The following is a 20939-nucleotide window of genomic DNA, read 5'->3' on the forward strand; positions in this document are numbered from 1 at the left end:
GTGCAGTGCATGGGCGTGAGCGGCCACCGGGTCGATGGCCGCCCATGCTCAGGTGTCGCTTTCGCGCCGTCCGCCTCAGAGGCGCGGCAGCCAGAACCCGCAGTGGTGGCCGGCGGCGATGTTCACCGGGCCGGTGTGGTCCACCGAGAAGGTGACGCCCCGGCCGTCCCGGTACGGACGCCATCCGGGGTCGCCGGTGGCGGCGAAGTCCGTCCACGCTCCGATGAGGACCTCCGCGAGCTCCGCCCGCCCGCCGGTCTGCGGCTGCTGAGTGGCACCGGCCCAACGGGAGTCGAAGAACAGCGGGATGTCCGCGCCGTGCGTCGCGCCCTGGGGGAACTCGCCGGGCGCGGAGGGGACCGGCTCGGCGAACTCGTAGGTGTGGACGCTCCCGTGCCGCGCGGCCGCTTCGAGCGCCGGCAGTTGCGAGCAGGTGCCGATCATCCCGCCGTAGTCGGTGGCCAGGGTCGCCAGCGCCAGGCTCGGGCTCGGGTAGTCCTCCAGCGGGTACCGGTCGAGGATGCGCGCCGCGTCCCGGCGTCCGAAGAGGCCGCGGAGGATGCCCGGGTACTCCTCGGCGGTCACCGGGCGGCCGGCGCCGTCGTAGGTGTTGTTGACAGCGAAACGCGCCTCGTCCTTGGTCGCGCCGTGCAGGAGCGGGATGTCGGCGGCGGCACCGCGGCGCAGTGCGTCCAACGGCTGCCGAGGCAGGACCTCGGTGCCCGCCACCGGGAACCACGGCAGCTCATTGATGTGGCGCCGCAGCTGCCCGACCTCGTCGGCGCGGTAGGTGACGAACGACTCCAGGGGGGCGTCGCGGAGGCAGTCGGCCGCGGTCGCGGCCTCGGTGCATCCGGCGTGCTCGGCCATGGCCTGTCCGCGAGTGTTCGCCTCGGCGACGTCGAGGACGTCGTTCGAGCAGGTCGCCGACTGCACGATGGCCTTGTGGAACAGTCCTTCCGCTGCGGGGGACGCGAGCTGGGCGCAGGTGGTGAACCCGCCTGCGGACTCGCCCCACAGCGTGATGTTGCCGGGGTCGCCGCCGAACGCGGCGATGTTCTCGCCGACCCATCGCAGCGCCTCCTGCTGGTCCCCCAGCGCGAAGTTCCCGGCGTACGGGTCGTCGATCGCCGGGTGGGAGAGGAATCCCAAGGCGCCCAACCGGTAGTTGACGGTGACGACGACGACTCCGCCCTGGTCGACGATGCGCGTCGGGTCGTACGGTGCGCCTTGGCCGCCGATGAGGCCGCCGTGCAGGAACACCATCACCGGCATCCGTGCTTCGGCCTCCAGCGGGGTGTCGACGTTGAGGAACAGGCAGTCCTCGCTCCCGCCGACGATCTGCCCCTCCTCCCAACCGGGCTGCGGGCACGGCGAGCCCGCCGCGGTGGCGTCGCGGACCTCGTCCCACGCCTCGACCGGTTCCGTTGCCCGCCAGCGCAGGTCGCCGACGGGCGGCTGCGCGTACGGGATGCCCTGGAAGGTGCGGGTGGTCTCGGTGGCGGCACCGCGCACCCACCCGGTCCCGGTCTGGACGAGGGTCGTGTCCTCAGCGGTGGCGGGACCGGCCGCGACGAGCCCGGTCACCGCAGCGGCGACCGCGGCTATGGCCGCGATGAACGCCGTACGTCTTGCTCTCGAATGTGTCATGCAGGCCATGTTTCGGGCACGGCCCGCCCCAGGACATCGACCGAGGCGCGTATCCCCGCCTACGCCCCATCACGTACGGCGGCGGCAGGTCGCTGTTGGAAGCGCGCCGATCCCGGACCGGCACGCCGCGTTGGAGGGACCACCGCCGCGGGAACCGTGGTCCCATAATCGAGTCGAGAGCGCGGCCACCGGCCGCGTCACTGCCGGACGGACCCCCGCATGCCCGAATCCAGCCCGATCCCCGCCCAACCGGTCGTCCCCGACTTCGTCAACACGCTCCTGCTCGCGCTGGCCGACTTCGGTGTGCCGCTGGTGTTCCTGATCATCATCGCCACGCTGTTCGCGATCGAGTCCTGGTACGCCAACGGGCGCAGGATCATCACGGGCGCCAGAGCCGCCGGGGGCGTGCTCAGCCGGGCCGCGGCTCGGGCCGCGAGCATGACCTGGACGCGGGTAGCCGTGGCCGGCGTCTCGACCCTCGTGTCGCTCGCGCTCCAGATCGGGTTCCTCGCGGTGGGCTACGTCGGCGGCAGCTACCTCTCGGCGCCGTTCGATCCCGCCCGCACCGACGCCCTCCTGGCGAGCGTCGAGTCGGAGCCGTTCGCGCTGTTCCGGGTCGAGACGGTCACCGCGAACCTGAAGCTCGACCTGATCGCCGGGGTGCACCTCACGCTGATCGTGGTCGCCCTGCTCGCCGCCTACAGGGTGAAGAGCGCCGCCGGACCGATGCTCCTGGCGCTCCCCTACCCGCTCATCGCGTTCGGCGGCGGCCTGTGGGTGCTGCTGTCGATCCTGCTCGACCTGCTGGTCAACACCGCCAGATGGGACTTCACCGGCCCCGAGAGCTGGCCGGCGATGCGCGACGGCAGCGGCGGCATCATCGCCGTGAGCCTGTTCGCGCTCGCCTACGTGGCGGCGTTCCTCACCGCACTGGTCAGTGCCGCCACCGTGCGACGGCACTGGACGGGGGTGCAGGACTAGCGGATCGGGACCGACTGTCCGTCTAATGTGCGCCCAGTTCGACCAGGAGCACCCCGGCGCCCACGAGCGCGATGCCCAGGCCCATGAGCTTCGTGAGGGGCTCCTTGAACAGGATCCGGCTCGCCATCGCGGTCAGGGCGACGCCGGCGGCCACCCAGATCCCGTACGCCACACCGATGCCCAGGCCCGCGTCGAGCGCGAGCGTCAGGCCGGTGAACGCGAGGCCGTAGCCGACCACCACCACGGCGTACCACCGCTTGCGGCCGTCGGCCGCCGCCTTCAACGACAGGCTCGCCGCGACCTCGGAGAGGATCGCCGCCACGAGGAACACCCAGGCCATCACGCGGCCCCTTCCGTCCGGCGGGCCGCGGCCCGCTCCGCACCGAGTTCGATCGTCACGACCCCGGCGATGATGAGCGCGATGCCCGCGCCCATGGTCGCGGTGAGCGGCTCGCCGTACAGGATCGCGCCGAACACCGCGGTGAGGACCACGCCCATCGCGCCCCACACCCCGTACGCGACGCCGAGCGGCATGCCCGCCTTCAGGACCGCGCCGAGGAACGCGAACGCCGAGACGAAGCCGACGGCCACGACGACGTACAGCAGCGGCCGCTCGATCGCGGCCTTCAGGGAGAGCGAGGCGGTGACCTCGCTGACGATCGCGCCGGCCAGCAGCAGCCAGGGTCGCGCGTTCATCGGGCACCCTCCAGCAGGGACCGGGCGAGGCCGCGAAGCGCCTCGCGCTCTTGCGCATCGGGGGGCAGGTTGTCCATCGCGTCGGCGAACCAGAGGCCGTCGGCGATGAGCCGCACTGCCGAGAGCCTGGCCCGCTCGGGGGCCGGAAGGCCGTCGGGGACGGTGAGCCAGGGCCGCATCCGCTCGCTCCAGCGCGCGGTGAGCCGTTCGCACAGGCGCGGGTCGGCGAACATCACGAGGTCGCTCAGGTCGGCCTCGCCCTTGAGCGCCCACTCCAGGTAGGCCCCGATCCTCTCGGCGGGCGCGGCCGCATCGAGCGGGCCGTCGAGCTGCGCGGCGACCTCGTGCTCCCAGTCGTCGACCACGCGGTCGACCAGGGCGACCATCAGCGCCTCCTTGGTCGGGAAGTGGTACATCAGGCCCGGTTTGGTCAGCCCGGCGTGCTTCGCGGCCGACTCCAGGGACAGGGACTCGCCCGCCCGGAGCATCGCTATCGCGCCGTCGAGTATCTGCGGTCTCGCACTCATGCCCGCTACTTTACCTTCCGGAAGGTAGGTGAGTGCAAGCGCGTGTGACGCGCACCATCCCGACACCGGGTCAAGGGCCCGGCCCTCGCCGCGCGACGGTTGACGTCGCGAACCTGCCAGCACTCCGCGGCCCCGCCTGGTGAGCTTGAGGGAACTCGATCCCCAAGGGCCCCAGAACAGGACGTAGGTTCATGCGCACAGCCGCCCCACCCGGCACGGACTCCACCGCTCCGATCGCCGCGACCGCCGCCTGGCCGGCGGTGGTCGCGGTGACGGCGGGCATCTTCGCCATCGTCACCACCGAGATCCTGCCCATCGGCCTGCTGACCGAGATCGGCGCGGACTTCACGATCTCCGACGGCACGGCCGGCCTGACGATGACGATGCCGGGCCTCCTGGCCGCGGTCGCCGCCCCGGTGGCGACGGTCGCGACGGCGCGCGTCGACCGCCGGATCATGCTGTGCGCCTTCATCCTCCTGCTCGCGGTCGCGAACTTCCTCGCCGCCGCGGCCACCGGGTACTGGGTGCTGCTGGCCTCCCGCGTGCTCGTCGGCATCACGATCGGCGGCTTCTGGTCGATCGGCGCGGGCCTGGCGGGCCGCCTCGTGCCGCCCGCCTCGGTCGCCAAGGCAACCGCCGTTATTTTCGCCTCGGTACCGCTCGGATCGGTCCTCGGCGTCCCGGCCGGGACGTTCATCGGCGGCATCGCCGGGTGGCGCACGGCCTTCGTGGTCCTGGGCGTCTTGAGCACCGCCGCCCTCGTCGCCCTGCTCCTGACGGTGCCGCGCCTGCCCGCCGAACGCCCGACCCGGGCCTCCGAACTCACCGGCCTGCTCCGGACGACCGGCACGCGGTCCGCGCTGGTCCTGACGTTCCTCGTCGTGACGGCGCACTTCGGCGCCTACACCTATGTGACGCCGTTCCTCGAAGACGTCTCGGGGGCGGGACCGGGCACCGTCACCACCGTCCTGCTCGTGTACGGCGCGGCCGGTATGGTCGGCAACTTCGTCTGCGGCGCAACGGTGTCCAGTTACCCGCGGGCCACTTTCGCCGCAGTGGCCGCCGCGGTCGCCGCGGCCACGCTCCTGCTCCCCGTCCTGGGCCGAGACCTGGTCGGGGCCCTCGCCCTGCTGATCCTCTGGGGAGCGGCCTACGGCGGCGTGCCGGTCTGCTCGCAGACCTGGTTCGCGAAGGCCGCACCCCGCTCCGCAGAGGCCGCCTCGGTGCTGTTCACCGCGTCATTCCAGGCGACCATCGCGCTCGGCGCCCTCACCGGCGGCCTCGTCGTGGACCACTCCGCTCCGGCGACCGTGATGACCCTCGCGGGCGTCACCGCCGCCCTCGCGGTCGTGGTCGTCGCCGCGCACCGGTCGAGACGCGTCGTCAGGCCGCAGGGCGGGTGATGACGGCGATCGCGGCGGCGACGGCGATGGCGCCGAGCAGCGGGACGGCGAGCGCCACGGCGATGCCGGGGTAGCCGAAGAGGGTGAGGCCGAGGCCGCCGAGGGCCGCTCCGGCGAAGGTGCCGAGGCTCATTCCGGCGGCGTTGAGGCTCAGAGCGGCCGAGCGCACGGGACCGCCGCGGCGGACGATGAGGGCGGTGATCGCGGCCGCGGCCACCGCATGGCCGGCGGCCTGGAGTGCGCTGCCCGCCAGGGCGAGTGCGATCGAGGAGGCGGAGAAGAGGAGTCCCAGGCCCGCGGTCGCGGCGACGATGCCGCCGAGGAGGACGAGCGCGACGCGGCGCTGGTCCGTGGTGCGGCCGATCCCTCTGCCGCCGAAGTAGTTGCCGAGGAAGAACGAGAGCCCGCTGAGCGTCCAGACGAGGGTGAACACCGCGGCGTCGAGGTCGAAGGCGTGGTCGTACCAGGCGGCCATGTACGCGAGGCAGCCCATGAAGGCGGCGGTGCGGAACGACGCGGCGGCGATGAGCACCAGGAGCATCCGACTGCCCGCGAGCCGGCGGAACGCGTCCCGGTATCCCGGTAGTGCCCCCTGGCCGCGCCGGGGCGGCTCCGATCGGATCGCGAAGCCGGTCGCGAGCGCGGCGGCGACGGCGGCGGTCGCGATGAGGGCGCCGCGCCAGCCGGTCTGGACGGCGATGACGCCGATGACCGGGCCCGCGGCGACCGCCGCGAGGGACTGCGCCGCGGAGACGAGCGTGGCGGCGCGGCCGGAGGTCGCGGCGTCGGTGTAGCGGTCGGCGGCGGCGGCCAGGAGCGCGGGCGTCAGCAGAGCGGTGGCGGCCCCGATGGCGGCGCAGAAGACGGCGAGGGCGAGCAGCCCGCCCTGCAGGGCCGCAAGTGATCCGGCGGCGAGGAGGCCCAGGGCGAGCGCGCTCACGCGGCGTTTGGCGAACCGTTCGAGGAGCGGGGCGGCGGCGACGCCGACCGCGAGGGCGGCGATGCCGCCGAGGCCCCGGAGGGCCCCGACGGCGGCCACGTCGGCGCCCGCGTCGCGGCTGATGGGCACCAGGAACGTCGCGTAGACGGTGAACGGGAGCAGGCCGACCGCCGACGCGAGCAGCAGCGGCCACAGGTCGGCCCACAGCCGCGCCTCGCTCGGCGCTCCCTGGTGCACGGCGGTCACTGGATGCCGTTGAGGTACTGGGAGAAGGACTCCATGCCGTCGATGACGCGGGGGCCGCTGATGGCCTCGTTGTAGTCGAGGATGAAGAACCGGTCGTTGAGGACCGCGGGGAGGTCCTTGGTGTTGGGGTTGGCCTTGAGGAAGGCGATCTTCTCCTCGGCGGGCTGGTCCTGGTAGTCGAGGATGGCGATGACGTCGGGCTGCGACTCCACGACCGACTCCCAGCCGACCTGGGTCCACCGCTCGTCGAGGTCGGCGAAGACGTTGACGGCGCCGGCCTTGGTGAAGATGTCGTTGGGCGGGACCTGGTTCCCGGCGGTGTAGGGCTGGTCGGTGCCGGAGTCGTAGAGGAACACCTTGAGCGGCTCGCCCTCGGGGGCGGCGGCTTCGACGGCGGCGACGCGCGCCCGGTAGTCGGCGATGACCTCGGCGGCCTTCGCTTCGACGCCGAAGATCCGCCCCAGGCGCTCGAGGTCGGTGTACAGGCCCTCCAGCGGGGTCGTGGCCAGGGGGTACTCCGGGTAGTTGAAGCACGATTCGGTGTGCATGAAGCTCTGGATGCCGAGGCCGTCGAGGATCTCGGGGGTGATGCCGCGCTCGTCGCTGAACCCGGAGTTCCAGCCGGCGACGACGAAGTCGGCCCCGGCGTCGACCACGAGTTCGCGGTTGAGGAGGTCGTCGCCGAGGAATTCGAGTTCGGCGTACTCGGCGGCGTACGGGGACTCCTCGACGGGCGGGTTGGCCGGGGGCATGACGTAGCCCTTGATGCGGTCGGCGAGGCCGAGGACGAGCAGCTTGTCGGTGCTGCCCGCCTCGTAGGTGACCGCGCGCTCGGGCACGGTGTACTCGATCGTCTCACCGCAGCGGTCGACGGCGACGGTGGCGCCGTCGCCGCCGGACTCGACGTCGGCGCCGCAGGCGGCGAGCGCTCCGGCGAGTGCGAGGGCGGTGCCGGTGCTGATGGCGGTGCGGGTGTTCACTTCGGTGTTCCTTCCGTCGGGGACGTTTCGGGGAGTTCGAGGAGGACTTGGGGGCGTCCGGTGCGGGGGTGCGGAACGACCTGGGCGCCGACGTCGAAGACGTCGCGGAGGAGTCCGGTGGTGAGGACTTCGTGCGGCGTGCCCAGCGCGGCGAGCGCGCCGTCTTGGAGGACGGCGATCCGGTCGCATACGGCCGCGGCGAGGTTGAGGTCGTGGAGGACGACGAGGACGGTGATGTCGGCTGCGGCGATGAGCGCGAGCAGGTCGAGCTGGTGGCGCAGGTCGAGGTGGTTGGTGGGCTCGTCGAGGACGAGGATCTTGGGTCGCTGGACGAGGGCCCGGGCGAGCAGGACCCGCTGCATCTCGCCGCCGGAGAGGGTGAGGGCGCCGCGGTCGGCGAGGTGGGTGACGTCGGTGCGGGCCATGGCGTCCCGGCAGAGCGCGCGCTCGTCGGCGCTGAGGCGGCCTCCGCCGCGGTGCGGGTGGCGGCCCATGGCGACGATCTCGGTGACGGTGAAGTCGAGGTAGGTGCGGTGCTGCTGGGTGAGGGCGGCGACGGTGCGGGCGGCTTCGCGGCGGGTCAGGGCCCACAGGTCGTCGCCGCCGGCGAGCACGGCGCCGCTCTCGGGAGGCAGGGCCCGGTACACGGCGCGGAGCGCGGTGGTCTTGCCGGAGCCGTTGGGGCCCAGCAGGCCGAGGACGCTGCCGGAGGGGACGTCGAGGGTGAGGTCGCGGACGATGCGGACGCCGTCGAGGGCGACGTTCAGGTCCTGGAGGCGGAGGTCCATGTCAGCTCCCGCCGAACAGGTAGGCGCGGCGGCGCAGCATGTAGACGAACACCGGCACCCCGATGAGGGCGGTGACGGCGCCGACGGGGATCTCCCTGGGCGCGACCAGGGTTCGGGAGGCGAGGTCGATCCAGACCATCAGGAGCGCGCCGGCGAGCGGGGCGACGGCGAGCACGCGTGCGTGGGAGGCGCCGACCCAGATGCGGATCAGGTGCGGGACGACGAGGCCGACGAACCCGATCGCGCCGGAGACGGCGACCATGGCACCGGTGACGACCGCGGTGAGGACCAGGAGCCACCGCAGTTCGCGGCCGGTGTCGACGCCGAGGCTGGCGGCGGCCTCGTCGCCGAGGGAGAGGACGTCGAGGCGCCCGGCCCGGGAGGCGAGGACCGCGATGCCCGCGGCGACGGCGAGGGCGACGACCGGCAGGGTGGACCAGCCGGCCGCGCCGAACCCGCCCATGGTCCAGAACAGGACGGTGCTCGCGGCCTCGGCGTTCGGGGCGAAGTAGACGATGACGCTCGTGGCGGCCTGGAACGCGAACGACATCGCGACGCCGACGAGGACGAGCCGGAGCGGGCTGAGGACGGCGGCCCTGGCGGCGGCGAGGTAGACGACGGCGCAGGCGATGAGTCCGCCGAGGAACGCGCCGGTGGAGACGGCGTAGATCCCGAGCGCGCCCAGCCCGCCCCAGACACCGACCGAGACCGCCCCGGTCGCGGCGCCCGCGGAGACGCCGAGCAGGTAGGGCTCGGCGAGCGCGTTGCGGACCATGGCCTGCACGGCGACGCCCATGGCGCCCAGCCCGGCGCCCACGACGGCCGCGAGGAGGACGCGGGGCGTGCGGATCTGCCAGATGATCTGGTAGCGGCTCACCTCGTCGCCCGCAATGGGGCCGCCGGTGAGCGCCGCCCACAGGTACCCGGCGGTGTCGGCCGGGGCGATCGAGGCGGGCCCCGCGCCGATCGCGATCAGCACCGACACGGGGAGCAGGAGGGCCATCGCCGCTACGGGAACGGCGATCCGCCGCGGCCGCACGGCGGATGGCGCCGCCGGCGGGTCGTCGAGTCTGGGCATCGGTGCGGGGTCCTTCCGAGATGAGGCCCAGAAATAATGACAATCATTTCTATTAAGAGACCGGCGCCCCGCCCGGATGTGAGGCGCAATACTGTCCGATCCGACGCCCCGAACCGGATCGGGCCCTCGGACCGCGTTCCGGCCTCACGTCACCGAACCGAGCGCCGCCCCCGTGCTAGCTTTGGCGCCCATGGGCGAACATGCAGGCGTCAACTACGCCGAGATCCCCGGGTTCCGGCCTCTGGCGCTCGACCTCCACGTACCCCATGGCAAGGGGCCGTTCCCACTGGTGGTCTGGATCCACGGCGGGGCGTTCCTGTTCGGCGATCGCAGGTTCCTGCCCGAGACGCTGCGACCGGGATCGGTGTTCCAGGCACTCGTCGACGCCGGGATCGCCGTGGCCACGATCGACTACCGGTTCTCGAGCGAAGCCCTGTTCCCCGCCCAACTGGACGACGTCCAAGCGGCACTGGCCTTCCTGCGGGAATCCTCGGCGCGGTTCGACCTCGACACCGACCGCATCGGACTGTGGGGCGAATCAGCCGGCGGCCACCTCGCCGCCCTCGCCGGGCTCACGGACGGCGCCATCGCCGCCGTCGCCGCCTGGTATCCCCTCACCGACCTCCGCGTCCTCGACCCGCACAACCCCGACACCCCTTGGGCGAAGCTGATCGGCGGCTCGCCCGCCGACCTGCCGGCCCCCGCGGCACAGGCCAGCCCGGTCAGCCATGTCTCCGCAACTGCGCCGCCGTTCCTGATCGTCCACGGCACCAACGATGAAGCACTTCCGCTCAGCCAGAGCGAGCAGCTGCATGCACTGCTGGTGGACTCGGGAGCGAACTCGACCCTCCTACCGGTCGAAGGAGCGGGCCACACCTTCACCGGTCACGACGACGTCGAAGGCATCATCGCCCTCACCGTCGCATTCCTCGCGAAGCACCTGACCGTTCCGCATCCCTGATGCAGTTCGCGCCAGGGCTGACATTCGCAAGGAAATCGACGGCCGCGTCTCCCCGTCTAGTGCCGTCTCGGCCTCAGAGATCGAATCCGAAACTGCTGCAAGCCTGCTGAATCTCGTAGAGGACCGATTCGGTGTCGTCCTCGGCAGGACCGATGCCCTCCTCCTCGAACTCGATACAGGCCGGCACCCAGTACCGGTAGGCCCCCATGAGATCGCTGACCTCGTAGATGCCCTCCACATCCGCGAACTCCTGGATGAACTCCTCCGACCGGTCGGCATCGGTCAGCTTGACCCGGAAGGCGGACGGCAGCGTGTCCGCGTCGACGGAATCAAGGATGTCGGGCTGGTCCGCGAAGGTGTCCTGGAACTGCTCGAAAGCTTCGGCCTGGGACTCGAACTGGACCTCTTCGGTCAGCGGGTGGTCTCGGAGCGCCGCTTCGACCTGTTCGAGGACACTGTCATCGATATCGCGTTCGAGATAGACGATCACATGGTGGTCACCGGGAAACTCAGGAGTCGTCGCCTCGTCCTCCCGGAGGAGGAAGTACGCGAGCGTCCCCGCGGCTGCGACCGCCACGCAGAGGGCCGCGAGCGCGAGCTTCCGGCCGAGGGGCCGCTTCGCTTTGACGGGCATTGTGGTCATGACCACAAGGTACTGAGCGACTGCAATCCCGAGGCAGAGCAGGGAGGTCGAGTCGTTCTCCCCGTCTGGATGCGGGACGGGCGAGACGTCGGAGCACCGGCAGCAGATCCCCCGCGGGCCCGCCCTCCATAGAATCCCACGATGGAGATCATCGACATCGAGCCCGGCGACGCCCGCCTCACCGCCGAGCTGCTGCCCGTCCTGCGCGAACTCAGGCCGGACCTGAGTGCCGAGGACTTCCTCGCCGTGTACGACGAGGGGCACGCCCAGGGCCTGCGGTTCACCGCGGCCTACGCGGAGGGCCGCTGTGTGGGGGTGGCGGGGTGGCGTACCGTGGCGAACACCAATCGGCGCCGGATGCTCTACGTCGACGACCTGGTGACGGCATCCGACGCCCGCTCGACAGGAGTCGGCCGCGCCCTCCTGGAGTACCTCGAGCAGCGGGCACGCGAACTCGGCTGCACCGCACTCCACCTCGACTCCGGAACCCACCGGCGCGACGCCCACCGCTTCTACATGCGAGAGCGCCTGACCATCAGGGCATTCCACTTCGCAGTCGAACTCGACTGACCGGTTCGCCCGCCGCCCACGGCACCGACCGAGGACGGCGGGGCACCCTGCACCCGGCCCCGGCTACTTGACGGCCCCGGCGAGCAGCGCGGTGACGAACCTGCGCTGGAGGAACAGGAAGAGGAGCACGGTCGGGAGCATGATCGTCACCGCCCCCGCGCACAGGAGGACGACGTCGGTGCGGTGCTCGCCCTGGAACGCGCCGAGCGCGCCGGCCATCGTGCGCATGCCGGGGTCGTCGACGAGCACCGACGCGACCAGGAACTGGTTCCAGGTGCTGATGAACTGGAGCAGCGCCAGGGTGCTGATCGCGGGGAGCGCCAGCGGCAGGTGCACGTGGAGGAACAGTCGGATCGTGTCGGCGCCGTCCATGCGCGCCGCTTCGCTGATCGCGGAGGGCACCCCGCGGAAGTGCGCGGACATCCAGAACACCCCGAACGGCGCCAGCAGCCCGATCATCGGCAGGATGATCGCCCACCGGGTGTTGAGCGTGCCCAGTGCCTCCGCCTGGTAGTACAGCGGAACGATCGCCGATTCGAACGGGACCGCGAGCCCGGCCAGGAACAGGGTGCTGATCAGGGCCCGGCCCGGTGTGCGCAGGTGCCCCAGGGCGAACCCCGCCATGGTGCACACGAGCACGCCCACCGGCACGACGGCGAGCACGATGAGCGTGCTCGACCACAGCAGCTCCCCGATGTTCCCGATGCTCCAGGCGTCGAGGTAGTTGCCCCACTGCGGCGAGGCGGGCCAGGAGATCCCCTCCGGCACGATCCCCTGTGGATGCAGCGAGGTGAAGAGGACCCCGACGAAGGGCACGATCGAGATCGCCATCATCGCGCCGAGGATCACGCGTTCACGGAGTTGGATGCCGCGGTTCACGGACGCGCCTTTCGGTTGGAGACCTGCATGGGGAGCACGACGGCGAGCACCAGCGCCAGCAGCACGATCGCCAGCGCCGAGCTGAGGCCGACCTCGCCGGTCGTGAACGCGAGGCGGATGATCTGCACCCCCGGAACCATGGTCGAGAAGCCCGGTCCCCCGCCGGTGGACACGTAGACGATGTCGAAAGAGGACAGGGCCGCGATCGTGGTGATGGTGGCCGCCACGCCGATCTCGTTGCGCAGGGCCGGCAAGGTGATGTGCCGGAACTCCTGCGCCGCGTTCGCGCCGTCGAGGCGCGCGGCCTCGTACAGGGCCGGATCGATCTTCCCCGCACCGACCATGAGGAGGACGAAGCAGAACCCGGTCGAGACCCAGCTGCCGATGAGCCCGACCGCCGCCAGCGCCGTGCCGAAGTCGGCGAGCCACGGCCGCGCGAGCGCCGAGAGGCCGACGGCGCGGAGGACCTGGTTGACGGCCCCTTGGTCGGAGTACATCCACGTCCAGATGATCGCCGCGCCGACCAGCGGGATGATCTGCGGCAGGAACAGGACGGTGCGGGCCGCGCTGACGAACGCGCCGGTGCGCAGCCTTCCCATCGTCGCGACCGCCAGCAGCGAGATCGACACGGGGATGACCGTGAAGAACAGGATGAGGACCAGCGCGTGCACGACGGAGTCGCGCAGCGTCGGGTCGGTGAGGACGGTGAGGTAGTTCCGCAGCCCCACCCACGTGGCCTCCCCGATGCCGTTCCAGTCGTACAGCGAGTAGCGGGCGGTCTGGGTCAGCGGGTAGAGGACGAAGCACGCGTAGAAGCCCAGTGCGGGCAGGACCCAGAGCAGGCCCGCGCGATCCCGGCCGGTGTCACGCACGTTCACGCTCGACGTCTTCCTGGAGCCGCGACAGGAAGGTCGCGGGATCGCTCTGCCCGTCGATGAGCAGGTCGATCTGGGGCTGGAGGGTCCCGGTCAGCATCCCGGCGCTGGCGTTGGCGAGGAAGTCGACGAACCGGTCCGCCGCCGACACCGCGGTGAACGCCGCGGCGGCGTCGGCCAGTGCCCCCTCGCTCGCGAGCGTCGGCTCGGGCTCCACCGGCCCGCCCGGGAGCAGGCCGGCGGTGGCGACCAGCAGGTCGCGGGCCTCGGGGTCGGTCGAGGCCCAGTTCAGGAAGGCCGCCGCGACGTCGGGGTGTTCGGCGTTCGCGGGGATCACGAAGCTGTTGGGGGCGGATGTCGCGGTCGGGGCGCTGTCGGGTCCCGTCCCGGGGACGACCGTGAAGCTCACGTCGATGTCGGTGGCGGTCTGGTCGACCGCGGCGGCCATCCACGACCCCTGGACGTAGAAGAGGCCCTGACCGCCGGTGAAGGCCGACAGCGCGGCCGCGTCGTCGACGGCCAGGACGTCGGGTGCGAGGTACCCGCGGTCCCGCCAGTCGAGGAGGGTGGCGGCGGCCGCTTCGGTCTCGGGGCCTTCGATCGTCGCCCCGGGCTTGCCGAGGACCCAGTCCGACACCTGCTCCGCGGCGGTCGCCTGCATGAGGTTCTGGAGGATGTTCGACAGGCCCGCCTGGCTTGCGACGAGCGCCGTCAGGCCCGCCTCCGTCGCGGCGGCCATGGCCTCGGCCATCGCCTCGAGCGACGCGGGCAGGGGGAGCCCGAGTTCGTCGAGCGCGGTCGTGTTCGTGTAGAGGCCGACGAGCGCGAAGCCGATCCCCAGGCCGTACAGGTCGCCCTCGCCGCGGGTGTACCCGTCCGCGGCGATCCGCCACTGGTTGAGCTGCGTCTCCGGGAAGTCCTCCCAGCCGTACGCCTCGGCGTACGGCTGGAGCGGGAGGAGCAGGCCGTCGGCGACCGCGTCGCCGGGTGAGGGGAACCGGAGCAGGTCGGGGGCGTCCTGGGAGGCGAGGTACCGCGGGCCGTTCTGCTGGAGTGCGGCGAAGTCCTCGGTGACGAGCTCGACGGTGATCTGCGGGTGCGCGTGCTCGAACGCGCTTCCCAGTGCCTCCCAGAGCGGGGCCTGGTCTGCGTTGGCCCGCATCGTCAAGGTGGTCGGCTCACCGGGCAGTTCGGTGCCGATGGGGCGCGGCGCGGTGGTGGCCGGGCCGGAGCCCGGTGCGCCGCAGGCGGACAGGGCACTCGCGGCGGGGAGCGCGAGGAGCGCTCCGAGGGCGGTCCGGCGGGGGATGTTCGGCGACGTTGCCATGGGATCGAATCCTTCCATCCTGACTACTCAGTCAGGATACTCGAATCGATCCTACTGACTATTCAGTTAGTATTCAAGGATGAGCATCTCCGATCGGCCCGTCAGGCGCACCGCCGCGCCCCCCACCAGCGCGAAGACCGCCGCGAGGAACCCGCGATGACGAGCGGCGACCCCGGTCAGGGGGCGGCGGCACGGGGCCGCGCACGGCGCGAGCGCATCCTCGAGGCGGCCACCTACTTCATCGCGCGGCACGGCGCGCGGGGCACGTCGCTCGCGCAGATCGCGGAGCAGGCCGGGGTGTCGCAGCCGGGCCTCATCTACCACTACAACACCAAGGAGCTGCTGCTCCACGCCGTACTCGACCGCCGCGACGAGCGCGAGCGGTACTTCACGTGGGACGACGACGACCGCCCGGGGCTCGAGGTCTTCACCGCGGTGGTCGAGGCCGTCGGGCGGTGGCCGGACGACTCCGACATGGTCGGGATGCACACGGTGCTGGTCGCCGAGAACGCGAGCGAGGACAACGCGATCAGCGAACGCCTCCGCGGCGCCTACGAGGCGGGGGTGGAGAAGGTCGCGCTGGCGCTCGCGCGCGCCCAGGAGGACGGGGTGCTGCGGGAGGACGTCGACCCCCGGTGCAAGGCCATGGAGATCCTCGCCTTCGTCAACGGCCTGGAGACCGCCTGGCTGGCGAACCGGTCGATGCCGGCGCAGGAGATCGCGGCCCAGTGGGCGCGGGACCAGTTGCGCACCTTGCGAAACGGTCCCCGGAGCGCTTGAGGTTCACGCGTTGGCGAGCCCGCTCCCGGCGGCGGCGGGAAGCCATGCGAGGAACGCCTGGAGCTGGGCGTCCCAGTAGTCCCACGTGTGCGCGCCGGGGCCGATGTCCACCGCCAGGTCGATCCCCAGCCCCCGCGCGGACGCGATGAACCGCTCGTTCTCCGCCAGCAGCGGGTCGTCCGTCCCGCAGCTGACGCGCAGCGGCGGGAGTGCGGCTCTGGGCGCGGACTCCAGCAGGCGGAGCAGGTCGTGCTCCGTACCGGTGACGTCCCGGCCGTCGAAGACGGTGTCCCACAGCCGGCCGTCAAGAGCCCCGGCCGCGAGGGGGTCGACGGTTCGCTGGGCCAGGCCGAGCGCCCCTGAGAAGCTCGCCGCCGCACCGAACCGCTCCGGCTCGCGCAGCGCCCACTTCACCGCCCCGTACCCGCCCATCGACAGCCCCGCGACGTACGTGTCCCGGCGCTCGGCGCTGGCCCGGAAGGTGCGCGCGACGACCGCGGGGACCTCGGTGGTCACGTGCGTCCAGTGGTCGATGCCGTGGGCCTCGTCGGTGTAATACGAGCGGTGGGCCTGCGGCATGACCACCAGCATCGGCAACGCGCACGCCTGCAGATGCCGCTCCAGCGCGGTCTTCCGCGCCCACATCGTCGCGTCGTCGCTCAGCCCGTGCAGCAGGAACAGCACCGGGTACCCCTCGGCCGGCGGCGCCTCATCGGGGACGCAGGCCGTCAAGGACGTGCTCAGCTCGAGCACCTCCGAACGGTAGTCGTAACGGATCATCGCCATGTCGCACACCGCTCCCTAAACTGACTGAACAGTCAGTAGGTTACTGCAAGCTGCCGCGCACCGCCATCCACGGCATGGACGCCACCGACTCGTACAGCCCCGGCCCGGAGCGGATCCACGCAGCGGGGCGCCGGCTCCAGGGAGCATCGCCGCCGACATGCCGGTCAGGACCTCGCGCGCTTTGCCGGTGAGCACCGATGCGCCGTCGCGCCTCGGCGCGGCGCTCCGCGTACAGCGATTCCAACGGTTTCCAAACCACCCCTGTGGATCTCGACCGGGGAGCGCCGGGTGCTATAGCTTCGACCCGTGCCGATCTCCGCGGAGGGAGGGCGATGTCCGGTCTGCGAGTGCACATGCTGGGGCCCTTCAGCATCGGCGTCGACGGGGTCGATCTGGCGCTGACGACCGGCCGCCTGCGGTCGATGCTGGCCGTGCTGGCGCTGACTCCGGGGCGTCGCGTGTCCTGGGAGCAGCTCGGCACCGCCATGTGGGGCGAGTCGCCGCCGGACCATCCGCGCCGCAGCCTCCAGACCTACGCCGGGCGGCTCCGCGCGGTCGTTGGCGCGGACGGGCTCCAGAACCACCGCGCGGGCCTGACGCTGGCCGTCGCGCCCGAGGACGTCGACACCGAGCTGTTCGACCGTCTCCTGTCGACCGCCGCGAACGCCCCCGTCGAAGCCGAGTACGGCCTGCTGAAAGAGGCGCTGTCCCTGTGGCGGGGCGATCCGTTCGAGGGCGTCGAATCCCAGTGGCTGGCCGACACCCAGGCGCCTCGGCTGTGGGAGCGGTACGTGGCCGCGGTCGAACGGCGGACCGACCTCGACCTGGAGTCGGAGCGGTACGGTGACGCCGCGGTCGAACTGCGAGAGCTGGCCGACCGCTTTCCCCTCCGGGAATCGGTCTGGGCCCGGCTGCTGGTCGTGCTCGACCGCACCGGACGATCGGCCGAAGCGCTCCAGGTCTGCGACTCGGTGCGGCGGCGCCTGGCCGATGAGCTGGGCACCGACCCGGGAGCGGACCTCAAACGGCTGCACGCGGAACTGCTCGCCGGCCGGCGCCTGCGGTGGGGCGGGGCGCCCCGGCCGCGCGCGGGCGCGAACGCGGTCCCGCGGCAACTACCGGTCGACACCCTCGGTTTCGTCGGCAGGACAACGGAACTGCGCGAACTGGAGACCTCCCGGAGCGTCGGCGGCCGGTCGATGTTCGTGGTCTGGGGCATGGCCGGTACCGGGAAGACGGCGCTCGCGGTGCACTGGGCGCGGCGACTCGCCGGGCGGTTCCCCGACGGCCAGCTGTACGCCGACCTGTCCGGCTTCAGCGCGAGCGGGCGACCGGCCGCCCCGGCCGACGTGCTCCACGACCTCATGCTGTCGCTCGGGGTGTCCCCCGAGTCCATTCCCGACGCGGTCGCGGCGCGTGTCGGGGCCTACCGCACGCTGATGGCCGAGCGCCGGGTGCTGGTGCTGCTCGACAACGCGCGCGACGCCGAACAGGTGCGGCCCCTGCTGCCGGGCGGCGACGGCTGCCTCACCATCGTCACCAGCCGCGATCGCATGGCGGGCCTGGTATCGGGCTTCGGCGCCCAGCCGGTCGGCCTGTCGCCGCTCACGCCGCCGGAGAGCCGCGCCCTGCTCGCGGCCCGGCTCGGCACCGACCGGGTCGGGGCCGAGCCGGAGGCCGCCGCGGAGATCGCCGCGCTGTGCGCCGGGCTGCCCTTGGCGCTGTCCGTGGTCGCCGCGCGGGCGTCGCTGCACCCCGGCAGGCCGCTGACGGACTTGCTCGCCGACCTGCACGACCGCCGGGACCGTCTCAACGCCCTCGGCGGCGACACGGGAGCCGACGTGCGCGCGGCGCTGTCATGGTCCTACCGGCTGCTCGGCCGGGAGGCCGGGCGCATGTTCCGACTCCTGTCGATCCATCCCGGCCGGGAGGTCTCGGCGACCGCGGCCGCGAGCCTCGTCGGACAACCCCTCGACCGGGCCCGGCCGGCCCTGGCGGAGCTCGTCCGCGCCTGCCTGCTCACCGAGGCGCCGACCGGGCGGTACTCGTTCCACGACCTGTTGCGCGCCTATGCGATGGAGCTGACCGAGCGTCAGGACGCGCCCGCGCGCCGCGCCGCCGCCCTCGACCGCCTGACCGGGCACTACCTGCACTCCGCCCACCACGCCGCGCTCCAGCTCGACCCCCAACGCGCCCCGGTGGCGCTCGATCCTCCGCACCGGGCCGTGGCGGTGGCCCGGCCGCAGGGCGCGGACGAGGCGGTGCGCTGGTTCTCCGACGAGTACGGCACGCTGACCGCGCTGGTCGCCGACGGCGCCGAGGCCGGCAGGTACGACGCGACGTGGGTACTGGCGTGGGCGCTGGCCGGGTACCAGCAGCGCCGCGTCGGATCGCGCGACTGGCTCCCGGTCCACGGCCACGCGCTCGCCTGCGCGCGGGCCGCCGGCGACCTGCGGCGGCAGGCGATGTCGCTGCGGGTCCTCGGCCAGGCGCACACGAGACTGGGGAACGAGGCCGAGGCCGAGGAGCACTTCGCCGAGGCGTACCGGGCCTCGTGCGAGGCCGGAGACCTGGCCGGGCAGGCGAGCACGCTGGAGAACCTCGGCGCGCTCGCCGACGGTTCGGGGAGGTACGCGGACGCGATCGAGTACAACGAGCGGGCACTGGACCTCAACCGCCGCATCGCCCGCCGCTCGGGCGAGGCCGACTCGCTCAATAACCTCGGATGGCTGAACGCGCGGCTCGGCTTCACCGACAAGGCCCGGGACCACTGCGAGCGCGCCATCGCGCTGTACCGCGGGCTGGGCAACCGCAGAGGCGAGGCATTCGCCTGGGACAGTCTGGGGTCGGCCGAGTTCCACGCCGGTCGGTACGAGGAGGCCGCCCGGTCCTACCAGCGGGCCCTGGAGCACCACCTGAGCCGGACCGGCGCCGTGCACGACGCGGCCGGCACGTTCGACCGCCTCGGGGACGCCTTCACCGCGCTCGGCGACGAATCCAAGGCCCGCAGGTACTACCGGCTCGCATTGGAGATCCTGGAGGCGATCGAGCACCGCGGCGCCGACGCGGTCCGAGGCAAGCTGAACGGCCACGCCGACGGCATGCCCGGCCCCGGGCCGGCGTGAGGGGCGCCGGCCCGGTCGATCGGCGAACGGTCCCGCCTGTACCGGCCGGCGTGCCGGTACAGGCGGAAGTTCATCTCCAGCGGCCGGAGATGGGGAGGTCGTCGCGCTCGCCGAACCGGATCACGATGTCGGCCTCACCGGAGTTGTCGTTGCGGTTCTTCAGGTAGAACGACTGCGTGCCGGGCCGGTACACGCCGATGGTGTCGTAGGCGTCGCCGTCCCAGTTCCCGACCACCGGCAGGTCTCCCTTGTTCCCGAATCTGAAGGCGCCGTCGGCCTCTCCCGAGTTGTCGTTGCGGTTCTTGAGGTAGAACGTCTGGTTGTCGGGCCGGTAGACGCCGATCGTGTCGTACTGGTCCCCGTCCCAGTTCCCCGCGAGCGGGATGTCGCCCTTGCTCCCGAACCGGAACGCGCCGTCGGCCTCCCCGGAGTTGTCGTTGCGGTTCTTGAGGTAGAACGTCTGGTTGTCCGGCCGGTACACCGCGATCGTGTCGTACCCGTCGCCGTCCCAGTCCCCCACCAGCGGGATGTCGCCTTCGTTGCCGAAGCGGAACGCGCCGTCGGCGACTCCGGAGGTGTTCGAGTTCTTCAGGTAGAACGTCTGGTTGTCCTTTTTGTACACGCCGATCGAGTCGACGCCGTCGCGGTTCCAGTCCCCGGCGATCGGGACCAGACCGGCATCACCCAACCGAGCGGAACCCAGGCCCTCCAGGAAGAAGGTCCCGGTGCCGGGCCGGTACAGGCCCACGCGGTCGCCGCCGCCCATCCGGGCCGCGACGTCGGCGCGGAGCTGCGGGATCATGCCGTAGAACCGGTCCCCTGGGCACGCGGTCGCCCGGTAGTCGCGGTGTCCGAAGATCGCCGTCGCCGGGAGCCCGTACTGCGCGCAGATGTAGGCGCACAGCTGCACCAGGCTGTTGTACTGGGCGGCGGTCGGTGCGGCGGTGGTGTAGGTGCCCTCGTTCTCGATGCCGATGGCCTGGTCGTTCTGGTCGGGGCAGTGACTGCCGAAGACCATGCCGCTTCCCGCCTGGAGCCGCGGCAGGCTGTGGTGGCGCGCTTCGAGGACGTGTCCGCCGCGGCTGACGGTGAAGTGCTGGCCGGAGTCGGTCCAGCCGTTGACGTCCATGTGGTGGTTCTGGATGCTGCGGGCGACCGCGTGCGCGTGAGCGGCGGAGTAGTCGGTGCTGTTGGGGCCGGCGGTGTGGTGGATCAGGATCTTGTCGGGGTTGCGGGTCAGCACGTCCAGCGGACCGGGAGCGCGGGCGCCCCAGGTCGGGCACGCGATGATGCTCGGCGCCGCGACAGCGGCGGCCGCGCCGGAGGCGAACGCCCCGGAAAAGGGCAGTCCGGCGAGGCCGGCCCCGGCGATTGCACTGCCGCGCAGCAGGGTGCGGCGGCTCAGGTTCAGGGGGCGGTAGAGGTTGTTCATGTCGAGCCCTTCGTTCCTCGGGCACCGCAACGGGAAGCGTGTCCCGTTGCGGGTGATGCGCTTATTCCTGAGGGGGCGGAGGCCCGCGTCGTACGCGGCCCCCGCTGAGAGTCCGGTGGGCTGCCGTGAACCGGCGGCCCACCGGGGCGGCATCAGCGTCCGGACCGGGGATCAGCTCCAGCGTCCGGCGATGGGCAGGTCGTCGAAGTTCCCGAACTGCCTGACGATGTCGGGGTCGCCGGAGTTGTCGTTGCGGTTCTTCAGGTAGAACG

At 72.0% G+C, this 20939-nt stretch carries 20 protein-coding genes; 6 read left to right on the forward strand and 14 right to left on the reverse strand.

The window, feature by feature from the left end; translation table 11 throughout:
- Positions 1–75: 75 nt before the first annotated feature.
- A complete protein-coding gene (locus BLS99_RS09680; protein WP_176953280.1) occupies positions 76–1650 on the reverse strand; it encodes a carboxylesterase/lipase family protein in 1575 nt (524 codons plus the stop codon).
- A gap of 219 nt (positions 1651–1869) precedes the next feature.
- On the opposite strand from BLS99_RS09680, the gene BLS99_RS09685 reads away from it, so the two are divergent.
- On the forward strand, positions 1870–2631 hold the full coding sequence (locus BLS99_RS09685; RefSeq protein WP_091047563.1) for a hypothetical protein: 762 nt from the start codon (positions 1870–1872) through the stop codon (positions 2629–2631).
- Between the two features lie 22 nt (positions 2632–2653).
- Here BLS99_RS09685 and BLS99_RS09690 read toward each other — a convergent pair whose 3' ends face one another.
- The 3 genes from BLS99_RS09690 to BLS99_RS09700 are packed head-to-tail and all read right to left on the reverse strand — an operon-like array spanning position 2654 to position 3854.
- On the reverse strand, positions 2654–2971 hold the full coding sequence (locus BLS99_RS09690; protein ID WP_091047567.1) for a DMT family transporter: 318 nt from the start codon (positions 2969–2971) through the stop codon (positions 2654–2656).
- Positions 2971–3327 (reverse strand): DMT family transporter, encoded by a 357-nt coding sequence (locus BLS99_RS09695; protein WP_091047570.1) that lies wholly within the window; start codon positions 3325–3327, stop codon positions 2971–2973. The genes BLS99_RS09690 and BLS99_RS09695 overlap by 1 nt, the downstream gene beginning before the upstream one ends.
- On the reverse strand, positions 3324–3854 hold the full coding sequence (locus BLS99_RS09700) for a TetR/AcrR family transcriptional regulator (protein WP_091047574.1): 531 nt from the start codon (positions 3852–3854) through the stop codon (positions 3324–3326). Before BLS99_RS09700 ends, BLS99_RS09695 begins: the two co-directional genes overlap by 4 nt.
- Positions 3855–4045: 191 nt before the next feature.
- Between BLS99_RS09700 and BLS99_RS09705 the strand changes: the two genes are divergently transcribed.
- On the forward strand, positions 4046–5257 hold the full coding sequence (locus BLS99_RS09705; RefSeq protein ID WP_091047577.1) for an MFS transporter: 1212 nt from the start codon (positions 4046–4048) through the stop codon (positions 5255–5257).
- Here BLS99_RS09705 and BLS99_RS09710 read toward each other — a convergent pair.
- The 4 genes from BLS99_RS09710 to BLS99_RS09725 are packed head-to-tail and all read right to left on the reverse strand — an operon-like array spanning position 5238 to position 9289.
- Positions 5238–6434 (reverse strand): MFS transporter, encoded by a 1197-nt coding sequence (locus BLS99_RS09710; RefSeq protein ID WP_218126381.1) that lies wholly within the window; start codon positions 6432–6434, stop codon positions 5238–5240. The two genes, BLS99_RS09705 and BLS99_RS09710, sit on opposite strands and share 20 nt — an antisense overlap.
- Before the next feature lie 5 nt (positions 6435–6439).
- The gene (locus BLS99_RS09715) at positions 6440–7423 is read right to left on the reverse strand and encodes an ABC transporter substrate-binding protein (protein WP_218126382.1); all 984 of its coding nucleotides are present in this window, start codon (positions 7421–7423) and stop codon (positions 6440–6442) included.
- Complete coding sequence (locus BLS99_RS26590; RefSeq protein ID WP_091047584.1) at positions 7420–8211, reverse strand: ABC transporter ATP-binding protein; 792 nt, start codon at positions 8209–8211, stop codon at positions 7420–7422. The genes BLS99_RS09715 and BLS99_RS26590 overlap by 4 nt, the downstream gene beginning before the upstream one ends.
- A gap of 1 nt (position 8212) precedes the next feature.
- Complete coding sequence (locus BLS99_RS09725) at positions 8213–9289, reverse strand: FecCD family ABC transporter permease (RefSeq protein ID WP_091047588.1); 1077 nt, start codon at positions 9287–9289, stop codon at positions 8213–8215.
- Positions 9290–9479: 190 nt separating this feature from the next.
- Here BLS99_RS09725 and BLS99_RS09730 point away from each other — a divergent pair, with 190 nt between their 5' ends.
- On the forward strand, positions 9480–10250 hold the full coding sequence (locus tag BLS99_RS09730) for an alpha/beta hydrolase (protein ID WP_091047591.1): 771 nt from the start codon (positions 9480–9482) through the stop codon (positions 10248–10250).
- A 73-nt stretch (positions 10251–10323) separates the two neighbouring features.
- On the opposite strand, the gene BLS99_RS09735 is transcribed toward BLS99_RS09730, so the two are convergent.
- Positions 10324–10893, reverse strand: a complete 570-nt coding sequence (locus BLS99_RS09735) for a permease-like cell division protein FtsX (protein ID WP_143034726.1) — start codon at positions 10891–10893, stop codon at positions 10324–10326.
- Positions 10894–11034: 141 nt separating this feature from the next.
- Between BLS99_RS09735 and BLS99_RS09740 the strand changes: the two genes are divergently transcribed.
- Positions 11035–11463, forward strand: a complete 429-nt coding sequence (locus BLS99_RS09740) for a GNAT family N-acetyltransferase (protein ID WP_091047598.1) — start codon at positions 11035–11037, stop codon at positions 11461–11463.
- A gap of 63 nt (positions 11464–11526) precedes the next feature.
- Here the strand turns inward: BLS99_RS09740 and BLS99_RS09745 are convergent, their stop codons facing one another.
- The 3 genes from BLS99_RS09745 to BLS99_RS09755 are packed head-to-tail and all read right to left on the reverse strand — an operon-like array spanning position 11527 to position 14544.
- Entirely contained in the window at positions 11527–12297 is a 771-nt protein-coding gene (locus BLS99_RS09745; protein ID WP_091047914.1) for a carbohydrate ABC transporter permease, read from the reverse strand.
- Positions 12298–12338: 41 nt separating this feature from the next.
- Positions 12339–13220, reverse strand: a complete 882-nt coding sequence (locus tag BLS99_RS09750) for a carbohydrate ABC transporter permease (RefSeq protein ID WP_218126384.1) — start codon at positions 13218–13220, stop codon at positions 12339–12341.
- Positions 13207–14544: an ABC transporter substrate-binding protein gene (locus tag BLS99_RS09755; RefSeq protein WP_091047601.1), complete on the reverse strand. Its 1338-nt coding sequence runs from the start codon at positions 14542–14544 to the stop codon at positions 13207–13209. The genes BLS99_RS09750 and BLS99_RS09755 overlap by 14 nt, the downstream gene beginning before the upstream one ends.
- A gap of 156 nt (positions 14545–14700) precedes the next feature.
- Between BLS99_RS09755 and BLS99_RS09760 the strand changes: the two genes are divergently transcribed.
- Positions 14701–15324, forward strand: coding sequence for a TetR/AcrR family transcriptional regulator (locus tag BLS99_RS09760; protein WP_091047604.1), 624 nt, complete (start codon positions 14701–14703; stop codon positions 15322–15324).
- Positions 15325–15327: 3 nt separating this feature from the next.
- Here BLS99_RS09760 and BLS99_RS09765 read toward each other — a convergent pair whose 3' ends face one another.
- On the reverse strand, positions 15328–16110 hold the full coding sequence (locus tag BLS99_RS09765; RefSeq protein WP_091047608.1) for an alpha/beta hydrolase: 783 nt from the start codon (positions 16108–16110) through the stop codon (positions 15328–15330).
- A gap of 332 nt (positions 16111–16442) precedes the next feature.
- Here BLS99_RS09765 and BLS99_RS09770 point away from each other — a divergent pair, with 332 nt between their 5' ends.
- Positions 16443–19235, forward strand: a complete 2793-nt coding sequence (locus BLS99_RS09770) for an AfsR/SARP family transcriptional regulator (RefSeq protein WP_176953281.1) — start codon at positions 16443–16445, stop codon at positions 19233–19235.
- Positions 19236–19305: 70 nt separating this feature from the next.
- On the opposite strand, the gene BLS99_RS09775 is transcribed toward BLS99_RS09770, so the two are convergent.
- Complete coding sequence (locus tag BLS99_RS09775; RefSeq protein WP_091047615.1) at positions 19306–20667, reverse strand: peptidoglycan recognition protein family protein; 1362 nt, start codon at positions 20665–20667, stop codon at positions 19306–19308.
- Positions 20668–20939: the final 272 nt, after the last annotated feature.

The sequence above is a fragment of the Glycomyces sambucus genome, assembly GCF_900102815.1.
GTDB lineage: Bacteria > Actinomycetota > Actinomycetes > Mycobacteriales > Micromonosporaceae > Glycomyces > Glycomyces sambucus.

Coding starts and splice junctions, on each gene's coding strand:
- BLS99_RS09680 (WP_176953280.1), bottom strand. CDS start 1,650: ATGACACATTCGAGAGCAAGACGTACGGCGTTCATCGCGGCCATAGCC.
- BLS99_RS09685 (WP_091047563.1), top strand. CDS start 1,870: ATGCCCGAATCCAGCCCGATCCCCGCCCAACCGGTCGTCCCCGACTTC.
- BLS99_RS09690 (WP_091047567.1), bottom strand. CDS start 2,971: ATGGCCTGGGTGTTCCTCGTGGCGGCGATCCTCTCCGAGGTCGCGGCG.
- BLS99_RS09695 (WP_091047570.1), bottom strand. CDS start 3,327: ATGAACGCGCGACCCTGGCTGCTGCTGGCCGGCGCGATCGTCAGCGAG.
- BLS99_RS09700 (WP_091047574.1), bottom strand. CDS start 3,854: ATGAGTGCGAGACCGCAGATACTCGACGGCGCGATAGCGATGCTCCGG.
- BLS99_RS09705 (WP_091047577.1), top strand. CDS start 4,046: ATGCGCACAGCCGCCCCACCCGGCACGGACTCCACCGCTCCGATCGCC.
- BLS99_RS26590 (WP_091047584.1), bottom strand. CDS start 8,211: ATGGACCTCCGCCTCCAGGACCTGAACGTCGCCCTCGACGGCGTCCGC.
- BLS99_RS09725 (WP_091047588.1), bottom strand. CDS start 9,289: ATGCCCAGACTCGACGACCCGCCGGCGGCGCCATCCGCCGTGCGGCCG.
- BLS99_RS09730 (WP_091047591.1), top strand. CDS start 9,480: ATGGGCGAACATGCAGGCGTCAACTACGCCGAGATCCCCGGGTTCCGG.
- BLS99_RS09735 (WP_143034726.1), bottom strand. CDS start 10,893: ATGACCACAATGCCCGTCAAAGCGAAGCGGCCCCTCGGCCGGAAGCTC.
- BLS99_RS09740 (WP_091047598.1), top strand. CDS start 11,035: ATGGAGATCATCGACATCGAGCCCGGCGACGCCCGCCTCACCGCCGAG.
- BLS99_RS09745 (WP_091047914.1), bottom strand. CDS start 12,297: ATGATGGCGATCTCGATCGTGCCCTTCGTCGGGGTCCTCTTCACCTCG.
- BLS99_RS09755 (WP_091047601.1), bottom strand. CDS start 14,544: ATGGCAACGTCGCCGAACATCCCCCGCCGGACCGCCCTCGGAGCGCTC.
- BLS99_RS09760 (WP_091047604.1), top strand. CDS start 14,701: ATGACGAGCGGCGACCCCGGTCAGGGGGCGGCGGCACGGGGCCGCGCA.
- BLS99_RS09765 (WP_091047608.1), bottom strand. CDS start 16,110: ATGGCGATGATCCGTTACGACTACCGTTCGGAGGTGCTCGAGCTGAGC.
- BLS99_RS09770 (WP_176953281.1), top strand. CDS start 16,443: ATGTCCGGTCTGCGAGTGCACATGCTGGGGCCCTTCAGCATCGGCGTC.
- BLS99_RS09775 (WP_091047615.1), bottom strand. CDS start 20,667: ATGAACAACCTCTACCGCCCCCTGAACCTGAGCCGCCGCACCCTGCTG.